The following is a 15,813-nucleotide window of genomic DNA, read 5'->3' on the forward strand; positions in this document are numbered from 1 at the left end:
AAAGGCCCGTCAGACCAGCTGCGACAGAAAAGCCGACAGGTCGGCGGTGTGGTGGTGGATATGCGGCGCGGGCAGGGGATCGGGGCCGACATGAACGGTGCGCATTCCCAGCGCATGGGGGACGGCAAGGTTGCGGATGTCGTCTTCGAACATCGCGGCTTCGACCGGGGACAGGCCATCAAGGGCAAAGACCGCCTCGAACGCGGCCTGTTCGGGCTTTGGGCGGTAGGCGGCATGTTCAATGCCATAGACCGCATCGAAGATCCCTTCGAGCCCGCGGGCGCGCAGCACCTTTTGCGCATAGGGCCGATCGCCGTTGGTAAAGACGACCTTGCGGCCCGGCAGGCCCGTGATCCGGGCCGCAAGGTCGGGATCGGCGGGTAGGCCGGAAAAGTCGATGTCATGCACCTCTTCCAGAAACGGCACCGGGTCCACCCCGTGTTCATTCATCAGCCCCGACAGCGTGGTGCCGTAGCGCGCCCAATAGTCGGCGCGCAGGCGATCGGCATGGGCCTCGTCCACCCCCAGTTCGCGCTGGATCCAGACCGACATCCTGGCCGAGATTTGGTCGAACAGGCGGGCGGAGGGGTGATACAGCGTGTTGTCGAGGTCAAAGACCCAGACACGGACATGAGAGAAGGAGGCGGCAACCATGCGCCAGTGATAGCGCCGGGCGTGGTGGGTTGAAACCCACCTTACGACATAGGATGGGTTCGGGAGGCGACGCGTTCTCGGCCGTAAGGTGGGTCTTGACCCACCCCCCTGACGTTTCGCCGCAACATCGCCGCTTGATCGCCGCGCCCCTTCGGGGCAACATCCCGCGACCTGTAGGAAGGGATGTCATGCAAGACCCGAAGCCCGCGCAAAAGGACGCCTATGCGCTGATCCTCGAAGCGATCGACAGCCATGTTTACAAGCCCGGTGACCGGCTGGTGGAAAGCGATCTTGCCGACCGCTTTGGCGTGTCCCGCACTCCGATCCGCGAGGCGCTGCAGCGGCTTGAGACCCAAAGCCTGCTGACCCGCGACGGGCGGTCGCTGATCGTGGCCTCGCTGGACCATACCCAGATGGCCGAACTTTACGTGGTCCGGGGCGAGCTGGAGGGGCTGGCGGCCCGACTTGCCGCCTCCCACGCCACGCCCGAAGAGGTCCGCGTGCTGCGCGACATGCTGGAGGCCGACCGGGCGCTTCTGGGCGATCCGTCGGCGCTGAGCCGGGCCAACAAGCGGTTCCACAAGCAGATCCATCTTGCCAGCCACAACCGGTTTCTTGTTCAGCAGTTGGACCTTGTGCACCGGTCGATGGCGCTTCTGGCCACTACATCGCTGGCGGCGGAAGGCCGGGGCGAGGATGCGCTGGCCGAACATGAATCCATCGTCGCGGCCATTGAGGCAGGCGACGGCGATGCCGCCGACAAGGCGCTGCGGGCCCATATCTCGAAGGCCTTCGTGACCCGGCTGAAGCTGGACGCGGCGGCGGTCGAGCGCAAGGGCTGAGGGGGCAGGGGGCGCTGCCCCCGGCCTTCGGCCTCCCCCGGGATATTTATTGACCCAAAGAAGGGGGGCGTCAGGGCGCCTTGCCGGGAAATATCCCATGGCTGGTCTTGTCCCAGTAGAAGGGTTTCCAAAGGAGTTCGCCCAGCCCTTTCCATGCGGCCAGCGCGGCCAGCGGGAAGTAGAAATGCAGGGTCGGCGCCCATTTGATCAGCCACGGCTTGTCCGCGCGGGTGACGGCCGTTGCCGCAGTTGCGATGTTCAGCACCTCGGCCATCAGGAACACCGACCCCAGCACGACAAAGGCCCAGCCGGGGATCAGCCCCAGAAGCGGATGACCGAAGCCCAGAGGCAAGAGCCAGAACGACCAGAGCACCGGGGCCAGCGCGAATTGCGTGAGCGTGCCGAGAAACAGCAGTTGCACGCCGAAGAACCGCCAGGCCCCAAGATCGCGCCAAAGCTGCCGGGGGCTGCGCATATGCACCGCATAGGTCACGGCATAGCCCTTGAGCCAACGCGACCGTTGCTTGACCCAGGGCCAGGCGCGGCAGTTCGCCTCTTCCCCGGTGACGGTCTGGATCAACTCGGTCCGGTAGCCGTGCCGTGCCAGCCGGATGCCAAGATCGGCGTCCTCGGTCACGTTATGCGCGTCCCAGCCACCCAACTCCTCGAGCACATCGCGCCGGAAGAACAGGGTTGTGCCGCCCAGCGGGATCACCAGCCCCAGCCGTTCCAGACCGGGCAGGACGATGCGGAACCATGTGGCGTATTCCAGCGCGAAACAGCGCGACAGCCAGTTGGTGCCGGCATTGTAGAAGTCCAGCACCCCCTGCAGGCAGGCGACGGACCGGTCGCGCTGGGCAAAACGGGCGACGATCCGGCGGATCTGGTCGGGGGCGGGGGCGTCTTCGGCGTCATAGACCCCGATGATCGAGCCGCGAGCGAACCCCAGCCCATAGTTCAGCGCCCGTGGCTTTGTCTTCAGCGTGCCCGGCGGCACCACGATGGACCGCATCCAACGGGGCAGGTTGGTGTCCCGCAGCACGCTTCGGGTGGTCTGGTCGTCCTCTTCCAACAACAGGCAGATGTCGAGAAGTTCGCGCGGGTAATCCAGTTTTGCCAGCCGCGCGACAAGGTGCCCGGCGATGTCCTCTTCCTTGAACAGGGGGACCAGCACGGTGACGATGGGTAGCCGCAGCGGTTCGGCGGCGGGGGCCGCATCGTCACGCCGGTCCCGCCGCATCACCAGAAGGGCGGCCAGTTTCAGCCACATATGCAGCACGAGCGTCAGCACCGCCCAGCCGTAAAGCAGCGCCACCGACAGACCCGGCGCGACCAACCAGAAGCCGAGGCAGGCCAGAAGGCCCCCCGCGGTCCAGAGCGTCGCCCGGCGCGGGTTCCACGTCCGGCAGCTTTCGGGATCGGGGACAAGCTGTTCGGCCCGGTCGATCAGCGTCCCGCTGGCGATCTGTTCCAGGGCCGCATCCAGCGCCTCGTCCGTGGTGACGGCGCAACGGACCGTCCCGAATGCTTGCCGCAGAAGGTCGCCATGCCGGTCGAGCAGATCCGGCTGGCTGGTCAGCACCACCACCTGCCCGCCGATCCGCCGCCAGGGCAGGATGCGGGTGGTCTGGCAGGCCTCGGGCGAGAACTGGTGCAGAAGGCGCGGGTCGGGCGGGGTTTCGGTCGGGTCTATGACCCCGGTGCCGGCGACATCCGCCTCGGCCGCGGCGATGGTAGCGGCGGGGATGTAGAGCCCGAGCCGGAAGGCATCGGCCAGTCGCGCCTCGCGCCGGACCGCGTCCCGTTCGGCATCCGCGATCTTGCGCGCCGAACTTCCGCCCTGCCGCAGCACGGCCCGGCCAAGCGCGGTTGCGGGCTGCGGCCCCTGCGCCGTGCCTCGTCGTTCGCCGATTGTCGTCAGAAGATGCAGCATTCTGCCGCGCCCTTTCGCCTGTCCCGGCGGCAAGGTTTGCGCAAGCTTGGTTAACGGGCGGTTAAGACGGGTCTCGAAGGGCTTTGCACCCTGCCGTCTCTTGCTCCGCCCCGTCCTGCGCGTTAAACGCGGGCGGAACGCGAAATCGACACATAAGGGATGCCCCCATGTCCATCGACATCGAAACCGCCCGCCGGGTGGCCAAGCTGGCCCGGATCAAGGTGGAAGAGGATCGCCTGCCGGCGCTGGCGCAGGAGTTCAGCGCGATCCTTGGCTTTATCGAGCAATTGAACGAGGTGGACGTGGACGGCGTGGAGCCGATGACCAGTGTGACCCCGCAGCGGCTCAAGCGGCGCGATGATGTGGTGACCGACGGCAATCAGCAGGCTGCCGTTCTGGCCAACGCCCCCGATGCCCGCGAAGGGTTTTTTGCCGTGCCGAAAGTGGTGGAGTGAGCCCCATGTCCGACCTGACCAAACTGAAGATTTCCGAGGCCCGGGACGCGATGCGCAAGGGCGACGTGACCAGTGTCGAACTGACCGAGGCCTGCCTGTCGGCCATCGACGCCGCGGATGCGCTGGGTGCCTTCGTGCACAAGACCCCCGAGATCGCGCTGGAGCAGGCCCGCGCCGCGGATGCCCGCAAGGGTGCGGATGCCCCGTCGCTGAACGGCATTCCCCTTGGCATCAAGGATCTGTTCTGCACCAAGGGCGTCGCCAGCCAGGCGGCAAGCCGGATTCTGGAAGGGTTCAAGCCCGAGTATGAATCGACCGTCAGCAGCCAGCTGTTCGCCGATGGCGCTGTCATGCTGGGCAAGCTGAACATGGACGAATTCGCCATGGGCTCGTCGAACGAGACCTCTTGCTATGGCAATGCGGTCAACCCGTGGAAGGTGGACGACGTGGCCCTGACCCCCGGGGGGTCGTCGGGCGGGTCCGCTGCCGCCGTGGCCGCCGACCTGTGCCTTGGCGCGACCGGGACCGACACCGGCGGCTCGATCCGCCAGCCTGCCGCCTTTACTGGCATCACCGGGATCAAGCCGACCTATGGCCGTTGTTCCCGTTGGGGCATCGTCGCCTTTGCCTCGTCCCTGGATCAGGCCGGCCCGATGACCAAGGACGTGCGCGATGCGGCGATCATGTTGCAGGCCATGTGCGGCCATGACCCGAAGGACAGCACCAGCGCCGATCTGGCCGTGCCGGATTTCGAGGCCGCGCTGACCGGTGACATCAAGGGCAAGACCATCGGTATCCCCAAGGAATACCGGATGGACGGGATGCCCGCCGAGATTGAAAAGCTGTGGGCCGATGGGGCCGAGATGCTGAAGGACGCCGGTGCCAATCTGGTGGATATCAGCCTGCCGCACACGAAATACGCGCTGCCCGCCTATTACGTGATCGCCCCAGCCGAGGCATCGTCGAACCTTGCCCGCTATGACGGGGTCCGCTTTGGCCACCGCGCCAAGCTGGCGCAGGGCGACGGCATCACCGAGATGTATGAAAAGACCCGCGCCGAAGGGTTCGGGCCAGAGGTCCAGCGCCGCGTGATGGTTGGCACCTATGTGCTGTCCGCCGGGTTCTATGACGCCTATTACAACCGCGCCCGCCGGGTCCGCACCCTGATCAAGCAGGATTTCGAGACGGTCTTTGCCGAAGGCGTGGATGCTATCCTGACCCCGGCCACCCCCTCGGCGGCCTTCGCGCTGGGCACGACCCACGCCGATCCGGTCGAGATGTACCTGAACGACGTGTTCACCGTCACGGTGAACCTTGCCGGTCTGCCGGGGATCAGCGTGCCGACCGGGCTGGACGCCAAGGGGCTGCCGCTGGGCCTGCAACTGATTGGCCGCCCGTGGGAAGAGGCCGATTTGCTGAACATCGCCTATGCGCTGGAAGGCGCAGCAGGCTTTGTAGCCAAACCGCAGAAGTGGTGGTAAAGGCAAAGGTCAGAAAATTCCGAGGTAGGAAAGACCGGTGAAGAAGTTCTTGATGATGGGGGCAGCCGCGCTTGCGCTGGCAGCCTGTGACACGGCAGTGCCCGACAGTGGGCGCGGCGTGGGGTTTGACGATTACACCGCCTACGAGCTGGAGCGCGCCGCCGCCGAAGGCCGGGGTGCCCTGCCTGCCGCGCCTACCGTGTCCGAAGGGGCGATCCCGTCGTCCGATCTTGCCAGCGCCGGGATCGGCGCTCAGATCGACGAAGTTGCCGCCGCAACAGGCCGGACGCAGGGCATTGATGCCTCGCCCACCAATGCGGCGCCTGCGGTCATCAACAATTCCGGCATTTCCGACGAACAGGATTTCGACGCGGTTGCGGGTCGCGAAAGCATCGAATCCGATGCCGAGCGCCTGAGCCGCATGGCTGATCAATACCAGATCGTCGATCCCGGCGCGGTGCCCACGCGGCACGGCGATGCGGGCCCGAACATTGTCGAATACGCATTGAACGCGCCGAACGCGAAGGGGCAGGAATGGTATTCCCGCTTCGTCATGTCGGGGCAGGGCCGGTTCCAGCGGAACTGCGCCAAATATGCGTCCCCCGACGAGGCACAGCGCGATTTCCTGTCGCGTGGCGGTCCGGAACGTGACCCGAAGGGCATTGACCCGGACGGTGACGGCTTTGCCTGTGGCTGGGACCCGGAACCCTTCCGCGCTGCTGTGCGCGCCGCCCAGCAAGAGGCCGGGAACTGACCCTGCGCAGGGTCGATAGCCCGAACTTTGGGCCCCGGCGCGACGGGGCCACGCCGGACATGGTCGTGATCCACTATACCGCGATGGCCGATTGCGCCGCCGCGGAACGGGCGCTGTGTTCGCCCGAGGCGGAGGTCTCGGCCCATTACCTGATTTCGCCGCAGGGCGCGGTGACCCAACTGGTGCCCGAGGCCGCCCGCGCGTGGCACGCAGGTGCGGGGGCATGGGGCACGGTGACCGATATCAATTCCCGGTCGATCGGGATCGAGCTGTCCAATACCGGCGCCACCCCCTTTGCCGCGCCGCAAATGGACGCGCTGGAGGATCTCCTGCGCGGGATCATGGCACGCTGGCCGGTGCCGGCCGGGCGGGTGATCGGCCATTCCGATTGCGCGCCGGGCCGTAAGATCGACCCCGGCGCGCGGTTCGACTGGCGCAGGCTGGCGCGGCAGGGGCTGGCGGTGTTGCCCGAGGCGGTCGACATCGACGGCCCGCCAGACGATCTGGTCGGGGCGACCGACGCCGCGCTTGTGCGGGCCGGATACACGGCCGATGTTCCGCCCGAAGTGCGGCTGGCCGCCTTTCGCCTGCGCGCCCGACCGGCGGCGTCCGGCCCTTGTGACCTGACCGATCTGGCGCTGGCCCACGACATGGCCACCCGCTTTCCCGTTGACGTGGACCAGACAAGCGCCTAGCAGTCGGGCCGCGCGGATGGCCGGATGGCCGCGGCAGGGCGCAAGCCCGGTCGAGGAAAGTCCGGACTCCAAAACGGCAAGGGTGCCGGGTAACGCCCGGCGGGGGTAACCCCAGGGAAAGCGCCACAGAGAACAGACCGCCCCGGTTTGGCCGGGGTAAGGGTGAAACGGTGGGGTAAGAGCCCACCGCGCGATGGGCAACCAGAGCGGCACGGCAAGCCCCACCCGGAGCAATGCCAAATAGGGGCCTCGCGCCGGTGTGATCGGGCAACCGATATCCCGGCAGGGACGCCTGACCCGAGAGGCCCGGGTTGGCAGCCAGAGGCGGCGTGGCAACACGCCGTTCAGACGAATGGCCATCGAACCGGGGCAACCCGGGGAACAAAATCCGGCTTACAGGCCATCCGCGCGTTTTTGCCTGCCAATTTTGCCCTGCTTGCCGGGTTTCGTGGTTGACTCCGCCCCGCGCGCCGGTAAAAGGCGGGCTTCATACGAGATTTACGCGATGTGCCCGCGACGGGCCCGCGATCAGGAGAGATGAGACATGGCGAAGCCGACCACCATCAAGATCCGCCTGAACTCCACCGCGGGGACCGGGCATTTCTACGTCACCAAGAAGAACGCCCGCACCATGACCGAAAAGATGGTCGTCAAGAAATACGACCCGGTGGTGCGCAAGCACGTTGAATACAAGGAAGGCAAGATCAAGTAAGATCGCGCCGATCCCGGTAACGGATCAGGGCCGCGCCGCAGGGCGCGGCCTTTTTCGTGTCAAGAGATCAGCAGCGCCGCGCCGGTCAGGATCAGCCCCGCCTGCGCCAGAAGCGTCGCCAGCATCCCCCAGAATCGCAGCCGCCAGTGCAGCCCGTGAATCGCGAAATAGGCGCCGTGGGACATTCGTCCCAGCGTGAACAGACCCGCCAGCCCCCACAAAAGGCCGGGGGCGGCCCCGTTCATTTCGGCAAGGCCAAGCAGGATCAGGGCGATGGGCATCTGTTCGGCGGCATTTGCCTGCCCCCGGATTGCCTTGGCCATGGCCCGGTCGTCGCCATCGCCCAGAACGATCTTGTGTCGCCTGCGCCCGCGCACCACCCGCCACGTCAAAAGCTGGAACAGCGCCCCGTTGATCACGGCGGCGCAAAGGGTGACGGGGAGGGCGAGGTGTTCGATCATGGGGCCGAGCGTGCGCCACGGCCGCCCCTCTGGCAAGCGGCGACGCTGCGTCAGGGGATGGTGGGTTGAAACCCACCTTACGTTTCAGGGGCTCTGCCCCTCTGGCCCTTTGGGCCATTCACCCCGGGATATTTACTGACCCAAAGAAGGGGGCTGGACTGAGGGTCGATTCTTCTTTGGGTCAAAAATATCCTCTGGGGGCCATGAGTTTTCAGGATGGGGGGGCGAAGCGCCCCCGGGTAAGGTGGGTCTTGACCCACCGCCCTGAAACGAAAAGGGCCGCCCCGAAGGGCGGCCCGATTTTGTGCGTTCAGGTCGGGATTATTCCCGGTTCCCCAGCAGTTGCAGCAGGAACATGAACATGTTGATGAAGTCGAGGTAGAGGTTCAGCGCGCCCGAAATGGCGGCCTTGCCCAGCCACTCCTGGTCGCCGTGATGGGCGTGGGCCAGGTAGGTCACCTTGATCTTCTGGGTGTCATAGGCGGTCAGCCCGGCGAAGATCAGCACGCCGATCACCGAGATGGCAAAGGCCACGGCCTCGGAGGCGAGGAAGATGTTCACCACCATGGCCACCAGAAGTCCGATCACGCCCATGATCAGGAACGCGCCCCAGCCCGAGATGTCTTTCTTCGTGGTGTAGCCGTAAAGCGACAGGCCGCCGAAGGCGATCGACGTGATCAGGAAGACCTGAATGATCGAATAGCCGGTGAAGACAATGAAGATCGAGCTGAGCGAGATGCCCATCAGCACGGCGAAGACATAGAAGGCGATCTGCACCCCGGCTGCGGACAGTCGGTTCATCGCGGCGCCCATGCCGAACCACAGGAAGGCCAGCGGCGCGAACATCACGACCCATTTGAGCGGCGAAATGTAGAGCGCCTCGCCCAGACCGGTCAGGTATTGGCCCGGCCGCAGCATCGCGGTGGCCCCGGTCGGGTCGGTCGTCACGGCCAGTCCGGCAATCGCCCAAGCGGCAAGAAAGGTGATGAACATGCCGACGGACATGGTGCCGTAGACCTTGTTCATATGGGCGCGCAGCCCTGCATCGATTTCGGCGGAGCGGACGCCTACACCCGCCCGGACCGTCTGAAAATCAGCCATGGAAACCTCCGGTTAGCCTTTTGTTGTCAGGGCCCCGCCCGGATGGGCAGGGCCTTCGGCTAAGATATTGGCTGTATGGCCCCGGTTTTCAAGTTGTTCCGGCCCGAAATCGGCAGGAATCGTTAGCGCTGCCAATGGGTGGGAACATCCCAGACGGGGCGGCGTGCCTCTGCCTCGGCCTCGGCGCGGGTGATCCCCATGTCGCACAGCCGCGCATCGTCGAGATCGCGCAGCGCCGACCGCTGCCGCCACAGGGCGATCATCTGGGACAGGCGGGCCACCAGCCCGAGCGGTGCCGCACGACGGGGGGCGGGGGCGCAATGGGTAATGATATGGGTCATGGCATTCTCTTTCGTGATGCTGGAAAGCTGACGCTTCAGAATGCTTGATATATCCTTCAATCAGCGACATAATGAAAATGAATGTTTTTGGATTTATATATCACAGGCGGTGATGAATGCCCCGAAACCTTGACCTGACCGCGTTGCGGTCTTTCGTGACGGTCGCCGATTGCGGTGGGGTCACTCGCGCGGCGGGCCTGATGAACCTGACCCAATCGGCGGTGTCGATGCAGTTGAAGCGGTTGGAAGAGGCGCTGGACCTGCCGCTTCTGGACCGGTCGGGCCGTGGTATCGCCCTGACCCCGGCCGGAGAGCAGCTTTTGGGCTATGCCCGCCGGATGCTGCAACTGAACGACGAAGCGCTGCGGAAGATGACCGGCAGCGATTTCGAAGGCGTGCTGCGGCTGGGTGTGCCGCATGACATCGTCTACCCGGTCATCCCGAAGGTTCTGCACCGCTTTGCGACCGATTACCCCCGGGTAAAGGTGCAACTGGCCAGTTCCTTCACCCGTGTGTTGCGCAGCCAGTTCGAACGCGGCGAGCTGGACGTGATCCTGACCACCGAAGGCGGGGTCGATCAGGGCGGCCAGACCCTGACCACCTTGCCGCTGGTCTGGGTCGGAGCGCCGGGCGGGCAGGCGTGGAAGCAGCGCCCGCTGCCGCTGGCGTTCGAAGAACGGTGCCGGTTCCGGCAAGAGGTGCAGGCGCAGTTGGACCGCGCCGGCGTGCCGTGGGAAATGGCCGTCGAAAGCGAATCCACCCGGTCGATCGAGGCGACGGTCAGCGCCGATCTGGCGGTTCACGCCATGCTGGAAGGCACCGAGGGCCAGATGTTCGAACAGATCTCTCACAACGGCACGCTGCCGGACCTGGAGCGGATCAACATCAATATCTACGTCGCGGAAACGCTGGGCGGAACGGTGCAAGAGGAAATGGCGGATCAGATCCGCCACGCCTATCGCGCCATGGGCAGCGGGCCGGACCTGCGCGCCGTGGGCTAGCGGACTGTGGGCCCCCTTAACATCCCGCCCAAAACCGACTAGACCCCGGCCAGTTCAGCGTCAGGAGCCAGCCATGATCCCCACCTCGTTTCCCCAGAAAGATGAAATCGCCCGGTTGACCGCCGGAATGCTGATCGAAGTGGGGGCGATCCATTTCAACGCGGCAGAGCCCTTCACCCATGCCAGCGGCAAGAAGGCCCCGACCTATGTGGACTGCCGCAAGCTGATCTCTTTCCCGCGCATCCGGTCGACCCTGATGGATTTCCTGTCGGTTACCATCATGCGCGAAGCCGGGTTCGAGGCCTTTGACAACGTGGCGGGCGGCGAGACCGCGGGCATTCCCTTTGGCGCGCTGGTGGCCGACCGGCTGGCCCTGCCAATGACCTATGTCCGCAAGAAGCCCAAAGGCTATGGCCGCAACGCCCGGATCGAAGGGGTGATGACCGAAGGTCAACGGGTGATCCTGGTCGAGGATATGACCACTGATGGCGGGTCGAAACTGTCATTCGTGGATGCGATCCGCGAGACCGGCGCGACCTGTTCGGCCACGGCCGTGATCTTCTTCTACGGGATCCATAAGGGGGTCGAGGAAACGCTGGCCGATCACGGGGTTCAGCTGATCCATCTCTGCACCTGGTGGGACGTGCTGGAAGAGGCCCGGCGGCGCGGGGCCTATGATGCGGAAACGCTGGACGCGGTCGAAGCCTACCTGCGTGACCCGGCGGGCTGGTCGGCGGCGCACGCCTGATATTTGGCAGCACTGGCCTTCTGCAAGGGAGGCCACGCGGCCTGTGGCCCAGTTGTGAGAGTAGCAAGCCACTGGCGTAATGACGGGGCGTTCCGCGCCACCTGCGGTCGGCTTGCATCCAAATGACAAAGGTTGCCAAATCTTTTCCACAGCCCTGTGCACAAATCGGACCGGGGAATCGCCCAAGCGCGTCCCGCCCTCGTGCATCTTGTGACAAATGCGGTGGGGTCTGCTATATCTGGTGCTGGGATGGTACGGCCCGAGTTGTCCACAAGACTATCCATAGGGCTATCCACGAGAATACCAAAGTGGCGCAAGCGACATCCGCCCGCTATGACACGCCCAAGGAAAGTCGGGGCAGGACATGAACGAGATCACAGTCTTCAATGCGAGCGGCACGGGCGAGGCAAGCGCGGATTCGATGCCCCATTCCATTGAGGCGGAACAGCAGCTTCTGGGCGCGATCCTGACCAACAACGATATTTTCGACCGGGTCGCGGCGATCATCGGGCCAAAGCATTTCTACGAACCCGTCCATGCCCGCATCTTTGAGACCGCCTCGGCGCGGATTTCCAAGAACGCGCTGGCGTCCCCGGTCACGCTCAAGACTTTCCTTGAGGACGACGAGGGGCTGAAGGAACTGGGCGGCCCCGCCTATCTGGCCCGTCTTGCGGGGGCCGCGATATCCGCCTTCGCCGCGCGCGACTATGCCCAGATGATCTATGACCTTGCCGTGCGGCGCGAGCTGATCCGGCTGGGGCAGGACATTTCCGGACGCGCCGCCAAGGTCGAGGTGGCCAGCGACCCGAAAGAGCAGATCGTCGCCGCCGAACAGGCGCTGTACCAACTGGCCGAGCAGGGGACCTCCGAGGGCGGGTTCCAAAGTTTTCTGAAGGCGGTGACCGATGCGGTCAATGTCGCCAACGCGGCTTATCAGCGGGAAGGCGGGCTGGCGGGCGTCTCCACCGGCCTGATCGACATGGACAAGATGCTGGGTGGTTTGCACAAGTCCGACCTTCTGATCCTTGCCGGCCGCCCATCGATGGGGAAAACCTCGCTTGCCACCAATATCGCGTTCAACGTGGCCAAGGCCTATCGCAAGGGCAAGTTGCCGGATGGGTCCGAGGGAGCCGTGGATGGCGGCGTGGTCGGGTTCTTCAGCCTTGAAATGAGCGCCGAACAGCTGGCCGGCCGGATTCTGGCCGAGGCGTCGGAAATCTCGTCGCACAAGATCCGGCAGGGCGATATGGACGAAGGCGAGTTCCGCCGCTTTGTCGATGCCGCCAAGCAGTTGGAAGCCTGCCCGCTGTTCATCGACGACACCGCCGCGATTCCGATTGCGCAACTTGCCGCCCGGGCGCGGCGGCTGAAGCGGACCCACGGGCTGGACCTGCTGATTGTCGACTATTTGCAGCTGGTGCGCGGCATGTCCGACAACCGGGTGCAGGAAATCGGCGAGATTTCCATGGGTCTGAAGGCCATCGCGAAAGAGCTGAACATCCCCGTCATCGCCCTGTCGCAGTTGTCGCGTCAGGTGGAAAGCCGCGACGACAAGCGCCCGCAGCTGTCCGACCTGCGGGAATCCGGGTCGATCGAGCAGGACGCCGACGTGGTCATGTTCGTGTATCGCGGCGAATACTACAAAGAACGCGAAAAGCCCGATGACAACAATCTTGAGGCGATGGCGACCTGGCAGGAGGATATGAACCGCCTGCATGCCAAGGCCGAGGTGATCATTGGCAAGCAGCGTCACGGCCCGATCGGCACGGTGGAGCTGTCGTTCGAGGCGCAGTTCACGCGCTTTGGTAATCTGGTCAAACCCTGGCAGGCACAGGGCGGTGGCGACTTCGGCTAGTCGCCACCCGACCGTTTTCATCCCCAAACGTTAGACAGGATACCGTGCCCGGCACGGTCCGTTCGGCGCGTGGCCCGCGCCCATCCTCCATTTGCAGGAGTCACTACTCCGGTTTTCCGCCCCGCGATTCTCGGGGGCGGGCTGTTTTTCGTGAACACGGGAAGCACAAATGTTCACAGAAAATGTGCAAAGTTTGGCGATGCCCTGTCGCTCTCCCTTAGGTGGTGCGCGGCCTGACATCCACGCCGCCAACTCCGAAACATTCTTAAAAGTGAATTATAACAAATGATTATATGCAATTGCCGTTTTGATATTCGTCGGGTTGTCGCGACCTCTGGCGCTGAAATTCTGGCGCCCTGAACATCTCTTCGCCCAAAAGAACAAATGTATTGACAGATGTGGCAATGTTCACGATGCTGCATCGTCAAAGAGGGTTACTGCCGGGAAGTGATGCTGGAAACCTAGGAAAATAGGCCATCAGCGGAACCTTCCACGCCGACCGACCGTCTAGAACAAACGAGCGTCTACTTGTTCAAAATGTTCGTTTGATCTGGTCGAGGCCGGCAGTGAGGGAAAAGGAGACGCCAGATGGCAGAGATTTTCGATCACGCGGGAAATCCGGTGAAACACGGGCGGGCCCGGGTCAACGGTATCCGCATGCACTATGTCACCGCGGGGCAGGGCGAGCCGCTTCTGCTGATCCACGGCACGCCGAAGACCAGCTTTTACTGGCACAAGCTGTTCCCGCTGCTGACCGAGCATTTCACCGTGGTGGCCCCCGACTTGCGCGGGTTCGGCTATACCGACAAGCCGCCGGTTGCCGAGGGCTATGACAGCGGCACCAACGCCAAGGATCTGGCCGAACTGATGACCTATCTGGGTCACGATACGTTCCATGTGCATGGTGAAGATCGCGGGGCAGAGTTTGCCTATGTCCTAGCGGCGACCGAACGCGAACGGGTCAAGACCCTGTCGTTCTGCGAAATGCTGCTGTCCGGCGAGGGTCTGGAAGAGGCATCTTTCTTCACGCCCGACAATATCTCGGCCCAGTTCCGCCAGAACGGCGTCTGGGTCTGGCACATCCCCTTCTTCTGGATCCCGCACCTGCCCGAGATGCTGATTCAGGGCAAGGAACGCGCCTTCTGGGAATTCTGGATCAAGGCCGAAACCTGGAACCCGAACGCGATCACCGAAGAGGCGATGAACGAATGGGTTGCCTGCCTTCAGGCCCCCGGCGGGCTGCGCGGCACGCTGGAAACCTACCGCGCCGCCTTCAAGAACGCCGAGATTGTGCGCGAGTTGCGCAAGACTAAGCTGACCCTGCCGATCATGACCGTCGGCGCGCCGGAATTCTTCGGCCCGCTGGTCGAGGCGCAGATGGCCCGCCTGTCCGAAGGCGTGGAACGCGCCGCGGTCTTCGAGGAATGCGGCCATTCGCTCGCGCTCGAAGCCGAAGGTCGGCTGGCAACCATGCTTCGCGAATTCATGCTGGGCCGCTGACGCGGCGGCCCGGACACGGAAAAGACCAAACTTCGAACCCGAGGAGGAACAGATGAAGTTTACCCGCAGAACCCTTATGTCGACCGCCGCCGCCGTGGCGCTGTCGGGACTGGCCCTGCCGACGCTTGCGCAGGACAACATCGGCGATGTGCGCCACCCGCTGTGGTACACCCCGCCGACCGAGCGGACCCTGGAGTTGGCCAAGATCGACGACCTGAGCCAGACCGTGGTCAGCCACGGCCCCCGTGGCGAGGAAGGCGTGCTCTACACCGAGATCACCCTGACCGACGAGCAGATCGAGAAGATCCGCGCCGGCGAATTCACCGCCGCCATCTCGATGGGCTGGCTGGGCGATGACTGGGCCTCGCAGCAGCTGATCGGCCTGAAAGAAACCTTTGAAAACCTTGGCATCGAAGTGGTTGCCGAAACCAACGCCAACTGGGATGACGCCCGCCAGATCGCCGACCTTGACGCGATTTCGGTCCTCAAGCCCGACCTGCTGGTGTCGATCCCGCTGAACACCGCCACCACGGCCAACGCCTACCAGAGCATCGCTGATGCGGGCACCAAGGTGGTCTTCATCGACCAGGCCGCCGACGGGATGCAGCCGGGCGAGGACTATGTGTCGGTGATTTCGTCCGACAACCTTGCGCTGGGCATGTATCTGGCCGACCTGCTGGCCGAATCCATCGGTGGCGAAGGTGACGTGGCTGCGATGTTCTACGCCAACGACTTCCACGTCGTGAACCTGCGCTACATCGGCTTCATCGCCCGTCTGATGGTCAAGTATCCCGACATGCAGCTGATCGCGACCGCCGGTCACGACAACCCCAACAAGGGGCAGGAAGTTGCTCAGGCCCTGCTGGCCCGTTACCCCACGCTGGAAGGCGTCTACGGGTCCTGGTCGATCCCGGCCATGGGTGCCGCTACCGCCGCCCGTATCGCGGGTAAGGATCCGGCGACCTTCCACATCGTGAACGAGAACTTCGACCAGATCGTCGCGGCCGACATGGCGTCGAACGGCTACATTGCCGGGATTTCGACCCAGCAGCCCTACACCCAGGGTGTGACCGAAGCGACCGCCGGTGCGCTTGCCCTGATCGGGGAAAGCCTGCCGTCCTATATCTCGGTGCCGCCGCTGGCCGTGTCCCGCGATAACCTGGCAGAGTCCTACGAGACGATCTATCGGACCCCGCTGCCCGACGTGATGATGGCCGACCTCAACAATTGATGCGGCTGGCCGGGCACCCCCCTCCCTTGGTGCCCGGCCCATTTTCCTT

At 64.3% G+C, this 15,813-nt stretch carries 16 protein-coding genes and 1 other RNA gene; 12 read left to right on the forward strand and 5 right to left on the reverse strand.

Features of this window, described 5'->3' with window-relative positions:
- Nucleotides 1-9: 9 nt before the first annotated feature.
- Nucleotides 10-654, reverse strand: a complete 645-nt coding sequence (locus tag EU803_RS02840; RefSeq protein WP_129679547.1) for a pyrimidine 5'-nucleotidase — start codon at nucleotides 652-654, stop codon at nucleotides 10-12.
- Between the two features lie 188 nt (nucleotides 655-842).
- On the opposite strand from EU803_RS02840, the gene EU803_RS02845 reads away from it, so the two are divergent.
- Entirely contained in the window at nucleotides 843-1,496 is a 654-nt protein-coding gene (locus EU803_RS02845; RefSeq protein WP_129679549.1) for a GntR family transcriptional regulator, read from the forward strand.
- Nucleotides 1,497-1,566: 70 nt separating this feature from the next.
- Here EU803_RS02845 and EU803_RS02850 read toward each other — a convergent pair whose 3' ends face one another.
- The gene (locus EU803_RS02850; RefSeq protein ID WP_129679551.1) at nucleotides 1,567-3,429 is read right to left on the reverse strand and encodes a glycosyltransferase; all 1,863 of its coding nucleotides are present in this window, start codon (nucleotides 3,427-3,429) and stop codon (nucleotides 1,567-1,569) included.
- Nucleotides 3,430-3,596: 167 nt separating this feature from the next.
- Here EU803_RS02850 and gatC point away from each other — a divergent pair, with 167 nt between their 5' ends.
- The 6 genes from gatC (at nucleotide 3,597) to rpmG (ending at nucleotide 7,526) form a co-directional block, all read left to right on the forward strand.
- Nucleotides 3,597-3,884 (forward strand): Asp-tRNA(Asn)/Glu-tRNA(Gln) amidotransferase subunit GatC, encoded by a 288-nt coding sequence (gene gatC, locus EU803_RS02855; protein WP_129679553.1) that lies wholly within the window; start codon nucleotides 3,597-3,599, stop codon nucleotides 3,882-3,884.
- A gap of 5 nt (nucleotides 3,885-3,889) precedes the next feature.
- The gene (gatA, locus tag EU803_RS02860) at nucleotides 3,890-5,365 is read left to right on the forward strand and encodes an Asp-tRNA(Asn)/Glu-tRNA(Gln) amidotransferase subunit GatA (RefSeq protein WP_129679555.1); all 1,476 of its coding nucleotides are present in this window, start codon (nucleotides 3,890-3,892) and stop codon (nucleotides 5,363-5,365) included.
- A 37-nt stretch (nucleotides 5,366-5,402) separates the two neighbouring features.
- The gene (locus tag EU803_RS02865) at nucleotides 5,403-6,119 is read left to right on the forward strand and encodes a hypothetical protein (protein WP_242494257.1); all 717 of its coding nucleotides are present in this window, start codon (nucleotides 5,403-5,405) and stop codon (nucleotides 6,117-6,119) included.
- Nucleotides 6,120-6,121: 2 nt separating this feature from the next.
- Nucleotides 6,122-6,814: an N-acetylmuramoyl-L-alanine amidase gene (locus tag EU803_RS02870; protein ID WP_347400076.1), complete on the forward strand. Its 693-nt coding sequence runs from the start codon at nucleotides 6,122-6,124 to the stop codon at nucleotides 6,812-6,814.
- Nucleotides 6,815-6,826: 12 nt separating this feature from the next.
- Nucleotides 6,827-7,226: RNase P RNA component class A (gene rnpB / locus EU803_RS02875), an RNA gene on the forward strand.
- 132 nt (nucleotides 7,227-7,358) lie between these two features.
- Nucleotides 7,359-7,526, forward strand: coding sequence for a 50S ribosomal protein L33 (gene rpmG, locus EU803_RS02880; RefSeq protein WP_058315632.1), 168 nt, complete (start codon nucleotides 7,359-7,361; stop codon nucleotides 7,524-7,526).
- A gap of 59 nt (nucleotides 7,527-7,585) precedes the next feature.
- Here rpmG and EU803_RS02885 read toward each other — a convergent pair whose 3' ends face one another.
- The 3 genes from EU803_RS02885 to EU803_RS02895 all read right to left on the reverse strand — a co-directional run bounded on the left by EU803_RS02885 (nucleotide 7,586) and on the right by EU803_RS02895 (nucleotide 9,429).
- Nucleotides 7,586-7,987, reverse strand: a complete 402-nt coding sequence (locus EU803_RS02885; RefSeq protein ID WP_129679559.1) for an MAPEG family protein — start codon at nucleotides 7,985-7,987, stop codon at nucleotides 7,586-7,588.
- A gap of 321 nt (nucleotides 7,988-8,308) precedes the next feature.
- On the reverse strand, nucleotides 8,309-9,088 hold the full coding sequence (locus tag EU803_RS02890; protein ID WP_129679561.1) for a Bax inhibitor-1/YccA family protein: 780 nt from the start codon (nucleotides 9,086-9,088) through the stop codon (nucleotides 8,309-8,311).
- 122 nt (nucleotides 9,089-9,210) lie between these two features.
- A complete protein-coding gene (locus EU803_RS02895; protein ID WP_129679563.1) occupies nucleotides 9,211-9,429 on the reverse strand; it encodes a DUF1127 domain-containing protein in 219 nt (72 codons plus the stop codon).
- Between the two features lie 116 nt (nucleotides 9,430-9,545).
- Between EU803_RS02895 and EU803_RS02900 the strand changes: the two genes are divergently transcribed.
- From EU803_RS02900 to EU803_RS02920, 5 genes are all read left to right on the forward strand, one after another.
- Entirely contained in the window at nucleotides 9,546-10,430 is an 885-nt protein-coding gene (locus EU803_RS02900; RefSeq protein ID WP_129679565.1) for a LysR family transcriptional regulator, read from the forward strand.
- Nucleotides 10,431-10,503: 73 nt separating this feature from the next.
- Entirely contained in the window at nucleotides 10,504-11,178 is a 675-nt protein-coding gene (locus EU803_RS02905) for an orotate phosphoribosyltransferase (protein WP_129679567.1), read from the forward strand.
- 364 nt (nucleotides 11,179-11,542) lie between these two features.
- Nucleotides 11,543-13,033, forward strand: coding sequence for a replicative DNA helicase (locus EU803_RS02910; protein WP_129679569.1), 1,491 nt, complete (start codon nucleotides 11,543-11,545; stop codon nucleotides 13,031-13,033).
- 588 nt (nucleotides 13,034-13,621) lie between these two features.
- A complete protein-coding gene (locus EU803_RS02915) occupies nucleotides 13,622-14,533 on the forward strand; it encodes an alpha/beta hydrolase (RefSeq protein ID WP_129679571.1) in 912 nt (303 codons plus the stop codon).
- A 52-nt stretch (nucleotides 14,534-14,585) separates the two neighbouring features.
- Entirely contained in the window at nucleotides 14,586-15,764 is a 1,179-nt protein-coding gene (locus tag EU803_RS02920) for a substrate-binding domain-containing protein (protein ID WP_129679573.1), read from the forward strand.
- Nucleotides 15,765-15,813: the final 49 nt, after the last annotated feature.

Source organism: Loktanella sp. IMCC34160, from assembly GCF_004145845.1.
Lineage (GTDB): Bacteria > Pseudomonadota > Alphaproteobacteria > Rhodobacterales > Rhodobacteraceae > SELP01.